Here is a 13,118-nt window from a genome sequence, read left to right as displayed (position 1 = left end):
TCCTGAGGGTCAGCAGGCGCAGTCGTCGGCGCAGGTCTTGGCCTTCTGCTGGGACCGGCGGTGGTGGAGGAACCAGAGCAGCCCGGCGAGTCCGAACAGGACTGCGGAGACGACGAGCAGGCCAGTGGTGGCCGCGGCGACTCCGGCCGTGCCGAGAACTCCCAGCGGCACCAGCAGCGGTAGCGCGCAGCAACCGATGCACGCCAGGGCGGCGAGGAACGCGACCGCCTTGCTCCGCTTCGGCGGGCCCGGCTGTTCGGCCTCAACGCTGAGGGATGGACTGGATGCGGGCTTGCTCATGTGGCGCCTTCCGTGAGGGAGGTGAGCGAGAAGAACGGGAGTGGGCAGTCCGAGCAGGTGCAGTTGGTCAGGCTGTCGCAGCGGGCGTCGATGACCCGGACGAGCCCTTTACGGATCTTGGTGAGGTCCTCGATGCGGCTGTCGACCTCGTCGAGCTTGGTGCGGGCGCGGGCTTGCAGGTCCGGCGTGGGGTGGCGTTGCCGGCCGGTGTCGATGAGGTCGGCGACCTCGTCGAGGGTGAATCCGAGGCGCTGGGCCGCCTTCACCACGCGCAGGAGTGCGACCGCGTCCTCGTCGTACTCGCGGTACCCGCCCAGTGATCGAGGCGGTTCGGGTAGCAGGCCGCGTCGCTCGTAGTAGCGCAGCGTCTGCACGTTCACCCCGGCCGCAGCGGCCAGTTCTCCAGACCTCATCTTCGGCTTCTCCTCACACCTGGGCGGCCAGAGCCGCCTCGGCCTGCGTGGTCAGACCGTCGAGCACCAGTTCCTTGTCCTCGGGCACACGCACATCGACGAGAACCTGATCGCCGTCGCGCCCGACGGTGAAGTCGAAGAAGCTGCAGCACTCGGCCTCGCGCGCGGTCAGGTCGCGCGCACGGTCCTCGGCATCGGCGCTCAGGCTCAGCCGCAACCACCCTGGTGCGTGGCGGTGCACCTCGTGCAGCGACGTCGTGAACAGCGCGTCGAACTCGGCGAGGCGTGCCGGCTGGTCTGCGGTCGGCAACATGCACGCCCCGGCTGGCACCCAGCTGGGCGCCGTCCCGGACGGAGCTCTTGAACCGCAGGACGGCCCGCACCCGCATCCCGTTCCAGGCGCGGTGACGGTGAGGCTGGGAGCGGCGTCGAACACGGCGCGCAGAACCGCGGTCGGCTGGGCGCCGATCGCCGAGGCCACCTGACGGCCGTCTGACAGCGCGAACAGCGTTGGCGTCGAGGTGACCCCGAACTCGGACACCAGGTGCGGGTTCTCGTCCACGTTGATCCTCACGAACTGCACGCGCGGCGCGAACTCGGCGGCCAGCTCGTCGAGGACCGGCGCGATCCTGCGGCAGTTGCCGCACCAGGTCGTGTAGAACTCGACCACCACAAGCAGTCGGGCCTGTCCGACCTCCTGCTCGAACGTCGCGTCGGTGCCTTCCACCGCCATGCCGCACCTCCGAAGTGCTCCACCAGGGCTGACACCACAACGCTAAGCCTGTACCTGGGTACAGTCCTCAACGAGACGTGCGTCACATCGCTTGCGGTCAGCCGGTCGGGAGCCTGATGACGTTTGTGCTGGCAAGGAGCACACTGAGACCGTGGACAAGCAGGCAGTTCACGATGACTTCGAGCATGCGCGGCTGGCATTTCACGCGCTGCTCAACGGCGCTGCGCGAGATGACCTGCGACGCCGCTCGAACGGAACCTGGTGGACCAACCGGCAGCTGTTGTTCCACATGCTGCTCGGCTTCCTGATCATGCGGGCGTTGTTGGCGCTGGCCAAGATCATGGCGCGGCTGCCGGACTGGGCAGGTCGTGGCTGGGCCAGGTTGCTCAACGCCGGTACGAGGCCGTTCGACGTCGTCAACTTCGTGGGCTCGTGGCTTGGTGGCAGCGTGATGCCCACGAGGGCGATGGCCGCTCTGTGCGATCGCACCGTCGCGGCACTGGGCCGGCGTCTTGACCGGGAAACCGAGATCGGCCTCGGGAAGGGGATGCCCTATCCGACGAGGTGGGATCCATGTTTCCGCGAGTTCATGACCGTGGAAGACCTGTACCGGTTTCCGGTGCAGCACTTCGACTTCCACCGCGCGCAGCTCTCGCTCAGCTGAGCGCCCGTCAGTCCCACGTCGAGAGAAGTTCGTACGCGAGTTCGGGACTCTCCAGCGCACTGCACAACGCTGATACCGCCTGCACGATCGCCACGACGGCGGTTCTGGTGGACATGCCGGCCAGAACGGACTGAGCCTCGTTCTCTGGCTCAGTCACCAACTTGAGCAGATCAGCTCCCGGATCTGGGCACGTGAGGGCAGCCATGTCGAGGCTCTCGTCGAGCTGAAGTCGTTGTACGACTTTGAGGGTGTCTCCCCACCACTTGAGGGCTTCCGCGCGGAGTGCCGGTTCGTCGCGCGGGTCCGTGCCTTCCAGCGCACGGAGTTCTCCGGCGAGCCGGCCGACGACGGTCACGTCGATCGCTGCTGCTGCGGCCAAGGCGCGCACCTGGAGCGCTCGGACGACATTGTCGTCGTCGTCGCTGTACACGATCGCGCACGCCATCTCGACGGGATGGCGGAACAGTTCGCGCGCCACTTCATCGGTGCGGGTCGGACCTGCTTCGGCCGCGATGGCGGTCAGGAAGCGCAACGTCGCCGTCGTCTTTCGCCTGCACTCGTCGGGCATCGCTCCTGGCTGTGGGAGGAGTTCGTTCACGACGCCGTAGAGCCCGTCGAGGGCGTCGCCTTCCTCGGCGTCGATCGCTTGCAGCACGGGTAGGAGGAGCTGCGCGGCCTCATCGTTGGGCGATGCCGCGACGGCCTGAACCGGGGCGGCTCCGAAAGCCATGAACGCGTAGAACACGACGTGGTGGAGCGGGCCCGTCGTCATCTCGGTGTCACCGAGTGTTGAGTGGAGCTCGGGATGCTGTTGTTCGAGCAATTCGGGGTGGAGCAACGCCAAGCGCACGAGGAGGAGTGCGTCGGCGGCGGTGGCGAGTTCGGTTTCCGTTTCCTCGTCGGACTCTTCGAGATTGTCGCTGTCTCGTTCCGCCAGTTCGTTCACCAACGGGTCGACCGCATCGCTGTCGAGAGCGGAGAGCCACAGCCACGGTGAGCGGGCGTGCTCCAGCGTGTCTTTGCCGAACGTGGCCAGCACCCGGAAGCCTGCCCACAACAGTGCGCGGCGTTGGTCACGCCACCGTTCCTCGGACGGTTCGGCGTCGGTCGACTCGTCGTCCCGGAGACCGTGGCTTGACCTGAACTCCTCGATGAGGACGTGCCCGCGCATCCGGTCGTCGTCGTAATCGGTCGACGGCGAGTCGAAGTCGTTCCGGACGGTGAGCAGGAGCGCTTCTGCCAGTTCGGGATCGCCTTCGCCGCGGGCGATCAGTTGGTGTCGCGTGCCTGTTGCCGCTTCGCGTCGGCATGCGGCGACCAGGAGCGCGCCGAGTGTGCCGACGATTTCGCGATCCCACGGGTGTTCGCGGACGGCACCGGAGATGAGGTCGGCGGCGTCTGCGGCTCGTTCGGTCTTGCCGGTCGGGTCGGTGATGTGGCGGACCGCCGCGGCGATCAGGTATTGCGCCGACATCTCCTGGAACTCGCGGGGAAGGTAAGTGGCGACCGGCCAACGTGGTGTGTCGTCGTTCAGTTCGGGCAGCCAACTGCCGGACGGTTGCGGTGCTTCGAGCTTTTCCACGCGCAGGGAGTCGAGGGTCCAGCCGAAGAGGGCCGGTGTGCTCGCCATGTGGTGAGCGAGGCTTGTTCCGCACTCGGTTGCCACCTCGAACCGGTCCACGGCGACGGCAAGGCAAATGAAGGCGCCGGCGGGGTGTGTGAGAACGCGGACATCGAGAATGTCGCGGACTTCGTCGTCGGCGTGGTCGGTGGGAATCTCCCAGCCCGCTTCGATGATCTCCATGATCAGCTCGGGGCGTTGGGCCTGGGTGACTTCGTCGGAGGTTCCGGGATCCGGGTCGGAAATCTCGACCCACACTGCGTACGGCACCCGCGACCCCTCTTCCTGTACCCGACCCGGCGCTGAAGCTATCTCCCGATTCGCCTTGTTGAGAACCCCTTGAGAAGTGCAATCACTTCATCGGTGGACGTTCATCCGCTGTCACAAATCGTTCATTTCAGCAGGCGGCGGACGACGTACGCCGCGTCGCGGCTGACGCCGCGCAGAGTGGCGGAGGAGAGGCTGCGTTGCCATTCGAGGCCGACGAACCCGAGTCTGCGGTGGCGGCGGGAGAGGCCGCGGTCGTGGTCGGTACCGAGGTCGCTCAGGTACGGCAGGTCGGGGCGGTAGCCGGTGGCCAAGATGATCGCGTCCACGTGCTCGCCCGACGTGTTGTTCGTCTGCGTCCGCAACGCGGGCCGCTCTCAGATGGCCGCCTTGCTCGGCCACCACGCTCAGGGCCGCGTCAGCCCCGACCGACGAGCTCAATCCCGCTGTCGTGGAGGTGATGGCTGAGCTCAACCTGGACCTGGCTCGGGAGTTCCCCAAGCCGCTCACTGTCGAAGCCATCACCGCCGCCGACGTGGTTGTCACCATGGGCTGCGGCGACTTCTGTCCGGTCCATCCCGGCAAGCGTTACTTCAACTGGGAGCTCGACGACCCCGCCGATCAGAACATCGACGCTGTCCGCTCCATCCGCAATGACATCGAGACCCGCGTCAAGGTTCTGCTCCGTGAACTCCTGCCCGCGGACCACTGGGGCTGAACAGCGTGACCACGTTGCTGTGGGCTGTCGGTACCGCGTGACCAAGGACGTGTCACCCTGTGTATTGCCTGCTCACCGGGAATCTGACGGCAACCCGAACGGCCTGGCTCCGGCTGTCAGCGCGGCTTCGTCTCGCCGAGTGGCCGCAGCACGTGGAACGGCACCAGTTGGTCGACCAGGTACACCTTCTGGGGGCGGCCGTCGGCATAGCCGATCTCGTAGTTCACGACGCCGTACCAGCCGCCATCGATGCTGGGGAAGCGACCGTGCAGTCTGCCGCGCACCTCGCCGGTCATGTCCAACCCGGTCTCGATCACATGTCGGGGTGTCCCGGCGACGCGGGCGAACAGACGGTCCAGCCTGACCCCGACGCCGGTGAGGACGACTCTCCGGCCGTGGACATCATCGCCTTCCCAGTTGGTGTACGGGCTTCTAAGCGTCACGTACACCTGCCGTGGACAACATTCGGTTCGCGCGGTGTAGGGCGAGCTCGAAGTAGCGTTCCTCGGACAGTTCGGCACTGGCGGGGGCGGGCGATGAGGCCACGAGCCGCCAGAGATCGTCAGCGCCACTGGTCGCGCAGGCGAGGCAGCTGATGTGAGCCTCGCCGTCGCGCACGACCGCCCGGAACTGGGAGTGGCTGAGTGTGTGCCGTCCGAGTTTGCACCTCGCCGGCAAAAGGGCCACTGGCCGTCCAGTCGAGTCGTACCTGTAGGTGAGCGTACCGTCCATTTGGGACGGTTCGAGCAGCTGTCGATCCATGACGCGAGAACCTATCACCGGATTCGCACATATGTTCGGTTGGACGCGTGTGGCGATGTTCCTCTGTTGTCGGACCGGCTTCCACCACGAAAGTGTCAGGCGGAACGCGCTTCCAAGTCGCGGAGCCGGGCGATGACGTCGTCGGCAGGGTCGTCTGTGCTCGTGATGCCTTCGTGGGTGAGATCGCTGAGTCGGAGCACGACCGTCTGGGCGTTGGCGTTCCTTCGCACCTGCGCCTCCGCGAAGTCGTGTATCCGGGCGAGAGCAGTGGTGGGCGATCCCCGGCCGAGAACGACGGGCGCCCTGCGGCCGCCGGTGTCCGTTGCCGGAAGGGCGTCCATGACCGCGGTCTCCGCCATGCTCGCGCGTTCGGCGGCGCGGCCGCTGCATTCCGCCAGGGCCTCGCTGAGCATGCGCGGCACGAACCGGTTGAGGAAGCCGTGTGCGTCGAGGAGCGGCTGCACCGCGGCCTGCGAAGGCAACAACCCGTGCTCGATGAGCGCCGAGAGCTGTCCGGTCGAGTCGTCGATGTGGGCGGCTTCGAGGTCGGGGCCGTACCGAGCGAGCAGGAACGCGCGCAGGTAGACCGAGACCCACCTGGTCACGGCTCGGTACTTGGGCTGAGGAGGGGCGGTGAGGATCCGCGGCACCTGGGCGTCGGGGTACCTGTGGACGTTCAGCTTGCGCACGTCGGTGGTGAACTCGTCGTGCGTCAGGTTGTAGGTGTCCATCCATGCGCTGAGCACCGCTACGTAGTTCGCCGAACGAGTCCCAGCTCGTTCGAGGTCGAAGATCCGCCTGCTCGAACGGGCCCGCAGCTCGTGCATCGCCAGCTGGAGGGTGCTGACCGCCGTCTCGATCTCGGCGGTCTTGTGCTGCAACGCCTGCCGCTCGCGTCCTGCGGACAGCGAGTCGACCTGACCCCGAAGACTCCGCACCAGTTCGGTCGTCTCGTCGATGAACTGGTTCTTGCGTTCGAGCTCCAGTGCGAGCAGCCGGGCCTTCGTCCGGATGTCCGGTGCGTCGTCCACGGTCATGGACTCGTATCCCGGCAGCGGCCTGTCCGGGTTGACGTAGCCCTCCGGGTAGCGGCCGGTGAGCTTCAAGTACCTGTGAGCCAGGGAGAACTCGACCTCTTCGCGGTCGTCGCTGCCTTCGAGTGACGACGCCAGGATCCACTCGAACGCCGGCCACGGCAGCAGCTTCTTCGACGAGCAGCCGAGGGCGCTGTAGAGCGTGTTCTTCAGGCTGGTCGGCGAGTTCCTGACCCAGTCGGGCCGATCGGGATGCTTCTCGGCCCACAGGATGAACTTGCGCATGGTTCCGCGCTCGGAGTGCGAGCAGAGGATCTTGACGACGTCGACGACGAACTCCTTCTCGGCGTCGCTCAGCGTCGACCTCGGGCCGAAGTCCTCCACGCAGTGGGGCAGCTGGCGCCCAGGCACGTTGGGGTTCTTCGGCTCGTCCGGCGTATCCATCGGTGGTCCCAGGTTCCTTAGCTCCCCGACGAGCTGACAGAAGGCCTGCGAGCGGGCCGATGGTGGCTGGCGACGCGCTCGCAGGCGGACCGACAGCATGCCTCATCCAGAGACCAGGTTGGTGCACCCTCCGCGTTCGTGTGTCGCAGGCACTACCCCAAACGAGTGACGAAGAACACAGCGATGTGTCGGAGCGTGTTTGTCGCTCCTGCTGCCGACGCGGTGTCGGTCGCGGGGAAGTTTGTTGCGACTCCTTGGGGTCGCTGGGTCTGACGTGCCGTTATTTTGTTGGCGCATCCGAAGTGGACAGAGGGGCTTGTCCAGTTATCCAGCAAATCTCTGTGGAAAGTGACGCCCGCAGGTTTGCAGCCAAGGCGCGACTTTCTTGGTCTTTCGGCGCCTGCCCTGAACCTTGAGGAGCGGCGCGTCGAGAGTTTCTGTATTTCAGACATTACCTGGTTCGAGCGAGTTTCTGCATCGCAGACATTCCACTGCTTGGTGGGCGCATGGCAAGCGGTGTAGCCCGATTGGGCGCATGGTGGGGTGCTTGACCTGCGGTTATGTGATCAGAGTGGAGGGGCTGGCGGCATACCGGATGGTCGTATTGTTATTCGTGTTGCTGGTGGTCGGCTGCTCCTGGCTGTGGATGTCGAGTGGAATCACCGTTGGTCAGGCGGTCGTCCACTTCTTGATCTTCGATTGCTGGATGATGGACCTGCGAGCGAACTGCTGCTGAGATGGGTGATACTGATGCATCCGATCGGAAGCTCCGGCGCTTGCAGCCACCGGATGACTATCGGTCGGAATGGGTCCGCCCTGAACCGCACATGCAAGAAATCGAGGAGCCCGGCAGAATGTTTCGTGACTTGTGTCACACTGGCGCCCGCGTAGGTGCAGTTGGCCTGTCTACGCGACGAGTCGCCACGATCGGAGGAACGCGATGACCGTGCTCGCGAACCCCTCGACGGTCTTGCCCGGGCTCTTCGATGCCGTGCACTTAGCAGCTCGGACGCGCAGCTGCACTCGGCGGAGAACCGTCGTGTACCGGCCGCTGCCGAACTGATCAGCGAAAGGCAGAGCCGGACCTCCGCGCACGCCACCGATTACCGGTGAGCGGCAGGTCAGGGTTCCGCCGGACGATCAGCACCCCACCTTGTCTTGCCGGCTTCTGTCGCGATGGCGACTGCCGGTAGGAGTCCGGGGACCGCACAGCAATGCGGCCCCCGGACGGGGAGACGAACCTCCTGTTGGAGCAGGTGGTCCGTCGTACTTCCCCGCTGACACATCCCGTTTCACAGAGGCATCTCAACAGGGAGGCAACCATGAGCGTACGGCGAACTCCGGGTTCCCGAACGCCGAAGCAGCTTCATTCCATCCGAAGGACACGAGGACGTTCCCCTGGGGACACTGCCCGCGACCAGAACAACGACGGGGCCGGCGCTTCGGTGACGGTCCGGGCGTTGCGGCTCGTCATCGGAAGCAGGAAGGCAGTCGTCCACACGATCATCCTCGTCGGGTTCACGATCGGGGCGATCGCGCTTTCGGGCGTGCACGTCAAGTTCCTGGGGATCGAAATCGGTCGTCCTCCAGTGGAAACGTGCAGCAACCCCGAAGTGGTTCACGCGCCTGCGCCGATGAACGAGCACGCCCCGTACCCGGCCACGGTTCCAGACTCGAGCATCTGAGGTCGGTCGTCGTGCATCGGTGGTGGGCAGCGCTTGTGCAGGCTGCCCGCCACCGGCGGACCTGCGGCCGGTTGTCCAGAGTCAACGAAGAGCCGCTGCAACCTCAGCAATCAGTTCCATCGACTCACCCTCGTCGAGGGTCATGCGCTGCAGCGTGTCGAACCGGTCTCGCACTTGTTCGATCTTGTGTGCACCCTCCACGTACTCGGAGCGCAGGAACATCTCGGTGTACACGACGTCGTCGTACTGAAGGTGGGGGAAGCTCAGCCACGTGAACGAGCATCCCGTCGCGGGATACGCCTCCGCGTCCAGAGGTATGACTCGAACGCACACCTCTGGACGCTCGCTCATCTCCATGAGCCGGAGCAGCTGAGCCTTCATGATGCGCGGACCACCGATGACCTGGCGCAGCACCGCCTCGGGGACCACTGCTTCGATTGCGAGCGGGTCCTTGGCGTGGGATCGCTCCTGCCACACCTCGTGAACGCGGGCCACGTGTGCGGCTTTCTGAGGGTCACCGTTCCGTGTCACCGCGGCCGAGTAGCCGGCGAGCTGGAACACGCTCGGAACCGCTTCGCCGGCGAAAGCACGGAGCTGGATCGCGTCACCGAACAGGAGCGGGAAGTCCTCCGTCGGATCGAAGATCGCAGGAGCGGCCTGAAGTCCCGTTCGAAGCGCTACGGCGAGCTGAGCCCTGGCAGAGGTCGCCTGCCACTCGTCAACGGGTACTTTGTAGACGTAGCCCAGCGCCATGATGTCCATCGACGTGGAGGGCTGGATCGCGTTCTCCATCGTGGACAGTTTGGCGCTGCTGAACCCCACTCGTTTGCCGGCTTCGGTCAGGCTCAGTTCGCGTTCATCCCGCCACCCGCGCAGCTCCCGGCCCACAGCCCGTTCCAGCGCAGTGGCCCGGAAATCCTTCGGCATGATCGTGCATTCGTCCTACGCGGAAGCCTTGCGGCTCTTGGCGTCGAGGTACAGGCCGACCTTGAGCGCCGTGTCGCGCCGCTGCATCAGCCGCACCTGGTCGAGCAGGAAGACTCCGAGGGTCGTGAGCACTCCGAAAAGCACGCACAACCACCAGCTTCGCGCCGACGCAGCCGTCAGGAACCCGCCGAATCCGCTGATCAGGAGTACGGCGAGAACCACCAGCGAGAAGGGGAGCGAGAGGTACGGCGGTCCGAAGCCGACGTTGGAGTCGACTTCGCGCTGGACCGCTCGGCGGAGCTTGGGGTCTTCGCGAAACCCCCGCTCGATCGCGTTCTTCAGTTGCGTCGCCACGGCTTCGGCGGATGCTTCGGTCAGCTCGTGTGTTCCAACTGCTGTCACTGCTTGCTCGCTTCCGTGCTGGGAGAACGGCGAGGGACTTCCTCGCCTATGACGATGGAAAGGGATCGCCTAGACGCTCTTTGAGGCGTGCGGTGCAGACGCTGATCAAGGCCCTCGACTCGGCTTCGTCCAGGCTGGTCTTGCTGAGCGCTTCAATGACCGACTCGTAGCCCGCAACCGCTTCCGGCTGCTCGATGAAGATGCTGGAGTTCTCGGGCTCCAGGAGCACCAGCGACTCGTACTTCGTGAAGGACAGGTGTGTGAACGGCCCGGCCACGCCGGCGTGTGCTCCCGCGGATGTCGGCACCACGTGGATCTTGATCCGCTTGCGGTTGGACAGAACCAGGAGATGCAGCAACTGATCGACATGTACTTCGAGCTCGCCGACCTGAAGATCGAGCGCGAGCTCGTGGATGTAGAACGTGCAGTCGAGACCTCTGACAGGCAACTGCTGCAGCTCCTGCATCGCGCCGAGCCGATCCTTGAACTCTTCTGACTGCACGGTGGCGGACGAGGTCAACAGTGCGCACATGTACGCAGTCGTACGGAGGAAGGTCGGTATCACGTGCGGCTGCCAACCGACCAATGATTTGGCTGCCGCAAGGTTGCTGCACACGGTGTGAGGCCGTATCGGCGTGCACTTGCCGTGCTCCTGCAACCAGCCTTCACGATGAGTTTCGGGGTAGAGCGCAAGCAAGTGCTCGCGCTCATCTGCCGGGCTCTGGCAGAAGCCGAGCAGCAACGTGATGTCGAGGAGGCTGACTCCACCCTTGCCGTTCACCATGTCCGAGACCTTGGCCTCTTGCCACTTCAGCTTCTCGGCGACCTCGCGCGACGTCATCGCCGTACGCCCGATCGCCGCTCGAACGCCAGCGCCGAACTCCCGTCCACGCGCGGTGGAGTACCTCTTTGGCATGCGCATTCCTTGTGCTGGTGCGAAAAGATCAAACTTGGTCAGTTCCTTGAGGGCTCCGGCAGCCGGTGTCGCCTGCGGGCGCTCCACAACACGCGGTCTCGCGTTGTGGCTTCGGCCGCGCCAACAGCGAGATGGACCGTCAGCAGCATTCGGCATGGTGCAGGCGTTCTGCGCCAGAACGGTCCGCTGCGGCACTTCCTGCAGTCGCCGTTCTCATCGGCGGTGTGCTCGTCCACAAACGCGTGAAGTGCTGCCACGAGCCGGGGAACCTCCCGTTGCATCATCGGGACGACGGATGCGGCGTCACCCTCGACCGCGACCCTCGACACGAGATCAAGGTGATCGGTGAGGCGCTGCCGCAACTCCCTGAACAGGACCTGGTTGCTCATCGTTGGTCACCTTCGGCCGATCAGCTCGCGCGCTTGTGAGGCTGACCGAGCGACTGCAGCTGCTTCGGCGACTCGCACGTCCGGTCTCGATCAAGGGCTCTGGCGACGGCTCCGCGAAACACGAGCAGCCCCTGTTCCGCGGCGTTGACCTCCCTGCAGTCCAAAGCGGATGTGACCACGACAGCCGCCCTCGCGAGGACTTTGGCCTGTGACAGCTTCAATTCGACGACGACTGCCACCACCTTGTCTTCTCCGCTGGGTGCCTCTCGCGCCGCCTTGGCGACGTTCGGTGACGCCTTTCGCTTGGTCACGTTCACCACCTGCCCTCACGTGGGTCACCGGCAGATCGACGAGAGTTCATCCGCTGCCAGGTGTGTTTTTCCAGGAAAGTGGGAGCGACGTCATTCGAACAGAGCATTCAGTGCGCAAAGTGGTCGCAGTTCGTACGCATTTCATATGCATGTGGGTGTTGACCTGCAAGAACGCGTATCCGCTACCGTAGGTTGGGGGATGACGGGAGGTGGGCCGATGAGCGCTAAGCGAGAGAAGTTCATCAAGGCGTGCGAAGACGCCGGCTACACGATCGACTCGTTGGCGGCGAAGGTCCGCGTCGACCGGTCGACGGTCTCGCGCTGGCGGGGCACGGACATGCCGCAAGCCGACCACCGCATCGCCCTCGCCGCTGCTCTGGAGATCTCCCTCAGCGAGCTGAACAGCTTGCTCGCCTCGTCTGAAGAGCTGCCTACCGCCGAAGTCTCGATCGTCTGGCCCGCACGTCCGGCATCCCACGGCGACCTCTTTGCACGGATCGACCGCACGCGTGAACGTGTTGACCGAACGCTGTCGAAAGGGCTCGGTTCAATGGAACGCCTGGCGCAGATCGAGGAACGGGTTGCGGACCGGATCGAGAGCTACACCCATACGCCGCCCGCTGAGATGCTCGACGAGCTGATGCCCGAGCTGCTTGAGGTGGATCAGCTCGCAGACGATCGGCAGTCAGCCCGCGTGCAGGCACGGTTGTCCACGGCGACGGCCGTGCTGGCGCTGTTGAGCGCCGACGCCCTGATGAAGCTCGGAGACACCAATCGAGCGCGCTACTGGTACGGCACCGCTCGTCTTGCTGCTGACGACACCACGGATGGTCAGCTGCGTGCTCAGGTCCGGGCACAGGAGGCGATGCTGCCGTACTACTACGGACGTCTCGATCGCACGGTGTCCTTGGCGAGGGAAGCCCAGGCGCTCTCTACCGGAATTGTGTGCAGCGCCAACGCTCTTGCTGCTGCAGCTGAAGGTCGTGCCCTTGCCCGACTCGGCGATGCCGAGGGCGCAGAGCGCGCCATGGCCACCGCTCAGCGGATAGTCGACCAACTCGACTTCCGCTCCACGGATGCCGCCTTCGAGTTCAACGACAAGCGCCTGCTGCTGTACTTGTCCGGCACGCTCACCTACATGGGTGAATTCTCGCGGGCACGCCACGTGCAGCAAGAAGCGCTGGAGCGCTACCGCAGCGATCCGACGCTCGTGATCGACCCCGCCCTAATCAGGCTCGACCAAGCGGTCGGCGAGGCTGTTGACGGCGACATCGACGACGCGTGCTCGCTGGCAGTCGAGACCCTGTGCAGCCTGCCGGACGAGCACCGCACTCGCATCGTGCTCAGGCGCGCCACCGACGTCGTACAGGCGATCCCGACGCAGAGGTGGGAACGTCCGACGGTCACCGAACTCCGCCAGCTCGTAGGAGCGACGAAGGGCGATGGTTGACGCCGGTGGCAATCAGCAACCTGCCGAACCTCACCGAATCCACGTTCACCCCGGACCGCACAAGACCCGTCGCGATCGAGGC

General features: G+C 65.1%; 14 protein-coding genes and 1 pseudogene. 4 read left to right on the top strand and 11 right to left on the bottom strand.

The genetic code is table 11. From position 1 onward, the window contains the following. Positions 1–9: 9 nt before the first annotated feature. The 3 genes from ACH413_RS12160 to ACH413_RS12150 are packed head-to-tail and all read right to left on the bottom strand — an operon-like array spanning position 10 to position 1,446. On the bottom strand, positions 10–300 hold the full coding sequence (locus ACH413_RS12160) for a hypothetical protein (RefSeq protein ID WP_360031220.1): 291 nt from the start codon (positions 298–300) through the stop codon (positions 10–12). After that, a complete protein-coding gene (locus tag ACH413_RS12155; RefSeq protein WP_360031218.1) occupies positions 297–713 on the bottom strand; it encodes a MerR family transcriptional regulator in 417 nt (138 codons plus the stop codon). The genes ACH413_RS12160 and ACH413_RS12155 overlap by 4 nt, the downstream gene beginning before the upstream one ends. 13 nt (positions 714–726) lie before the next feature. Then, complete coding sequence (locus ACH413_RS12150; RefSeq protein ID WP_360031217.1) at positions 727–1,446, bottom strand: thioredoxin domain-containing protein; 720 nt, start codon at positions 1,444–1,446, stop codon at positions 727–729. A gap of 151 nt (positions 1,447–1,597) precedes the next feature. Here ACH413_RS12150 and ACH413_RS12145 point away from each other — a divergent pair, with 151 nt between their 5' ends. After that, entirely contained in the window at positions 1,598–2,110 is a 513-nt protein-coding gene (locus tag ACH413_RS12145) for a DinB family protein (RefSeq protein ID WP_360031215.1), read from the top strand. Positions 2,111–2,117: 7 nt separating this feature from the next. Here the strand turns inward: ACH413_RS12145 and ACH413_RS12140 are convergent, their stop codons facing one another. Together ACH413_RS12140 and ACH413_RS12135 are read right to left on the bottom strand one after the other, a co-directional pair. Next, a complete protein-coding gene (locus ACH413_RS12140; RefSeq protein ID WP_360031213.1) occupies positions 2,118–4,001 on the bottom strand; it encodes a hypothetical protein in 1,884 nt (627 codons plus the stop codon). Positions 4,002–4,123: 122 nt separating this feature from the next. Then, positions 4,124–4,363 carry a hypothetical protein gene (locus tag ACH413_RS12135; RefSeq protein WP_360031282.1) on the bottom strand — a complete coding sequence of 80 codons (240 nt, stop codon included), beginning with the start codon at positions 4,361–4,363 and terminating at the stop codon, positions 4,124–4,126. Between ACH413_RS12135 and ACH413_RS12130 the strand changes: the two are divergent. Next, positions 4,314–4,716 (top strand): annotated as a pseudogene (locus ACH413_RS12130) (arsenate reductase ArsC). The gene ACH413_RS12135 and the pseudogene ACH413_RS12130 overlap by 50 nt on opposite strands. Positions 4,717–4,832: 116 nt before the next feature. Here the strand turns inward: ACH413_RS12130 and ACH413_RS12125 are convergent. Next, positions 4,833–5,159 (bottom strand): hypothetical protein, encoded by a 327-nt coding sequence (locus ACH413_RS12125; RefSeq protein WP_360031211.1) that lies wholly within the window; start codon positions 5,157–5,159, stop codon positions 4,833–4,835. Positions 5,160–5,573: 414 nt separating this feature from the next. Further along, a complete protein-coding gene (locus tag ACH413_RS12120) occupies positions 5,574–6,956 on the bottom strand; it encodes a hypothetical protein (RefSeq protein ID WP_360031209.1) in 1,383 nt (460 codons plus the stop codon). 1,460 nt (positions 6,957–8,416) lie between these two features. On the opposite strand from ACH413_RS12120, the gene ACH413_RS12115 reads away from it, so the two are divergent. Next, positions 8,417–8,641 (top strand): hypothetical protein, encoded by a 225-nt coding sequence (locus ACH413_RS12115; protein WP_360031207.1) that lies wholly within the window; start codon positions 8,417–8,419, stop codon positions 8,639–8,641. 81 nt (positions 8,642–8,722) lie between these two features. Here ACH413_RS12115 and ACH413_RS12110 read toward each other — a convergent pair whose 3' ends face one another. The 4 genes from ACH413_RS12110 to ACH413_RS12095 form a co-directional block, all read right to left on the bottom strand. Then, entirely contained in the window at positions 8,723–9,568 is an 846-nt protein-coding gene (locus ACH413_RS12110) for a helix-turn-helix transcriptional regulator (RefSeq protein ID WP_360031205.1), read from the bottom strand. A 15-nt stretch (positions 9,569–9,583) separates the two neighbouring features. Continuing rightward, complete coding sequence (locus tag ACH413_RS12105; RefSeq protein WP_360031203.1) at positions 9,584–9,922, bottom strand: hypothetical protein; 339 nt, start codon at positions 9,920–9,922, stop codon at positions 9,584–9,586. A 94-nt stretch (positions 9,923–10,016) separates the two neighbouring features. Continuing rightward, positions 10,017–10,973 carry a DUF5753 domain-containing protein gene (locus ACH413_RS12100; protein WP_360031202.1) on the bottom strand — a complete coding sequence of 319 codons (957 nt, stop codon included), beginning with the start codon at positions 10,971–10,973 and terminating at the stop codon, positions 10,017–10,019. Positions 10,974–11,295: 322 nt separating this feature from the next. Next, positions 11,296–11,586 (bottom strand): hypothetical protein, encoded by a 291-nt coding sequence (locus ACH413_RS12095; RefSeq protein WP_360031200.1) that lies wholly within the window; start codon positions 11,584–11,586, stop codon positions 11,296–11,298. A 217-nt stretch (positions 11,587–11,803) separates the two neighbouring features. Between ACH413_RS12095 and ACH413_RS12090 the strand changes: the two genes are divergently transcribed. Next, positions 11,804–13,036 (top strand): helix-turn-helix transcriptional regulator, encoded by a 1,233-nt coding sequence (locus tag ACH413_RS12090; RefSeq protein ID WP_360031198.1) that lies wholly within the window; start codon positions 11,804–11,806, stop codon positions 13,034–13,036. Positions 13,037–13,118 lie beyond the last annotated feature (82 nt).

The organism is Lentzea sp. NPDC020367 (genome assembly GCF_044387305.1).
Lineage (GTDB): Bacteria > Actinomycetota > Actinomycetes > Mycobacteriales > Pseudonocardiaceae > Lentzea.
This window is presented reverse-complemented; position numbering and strand designations above follow the sequence as displayed.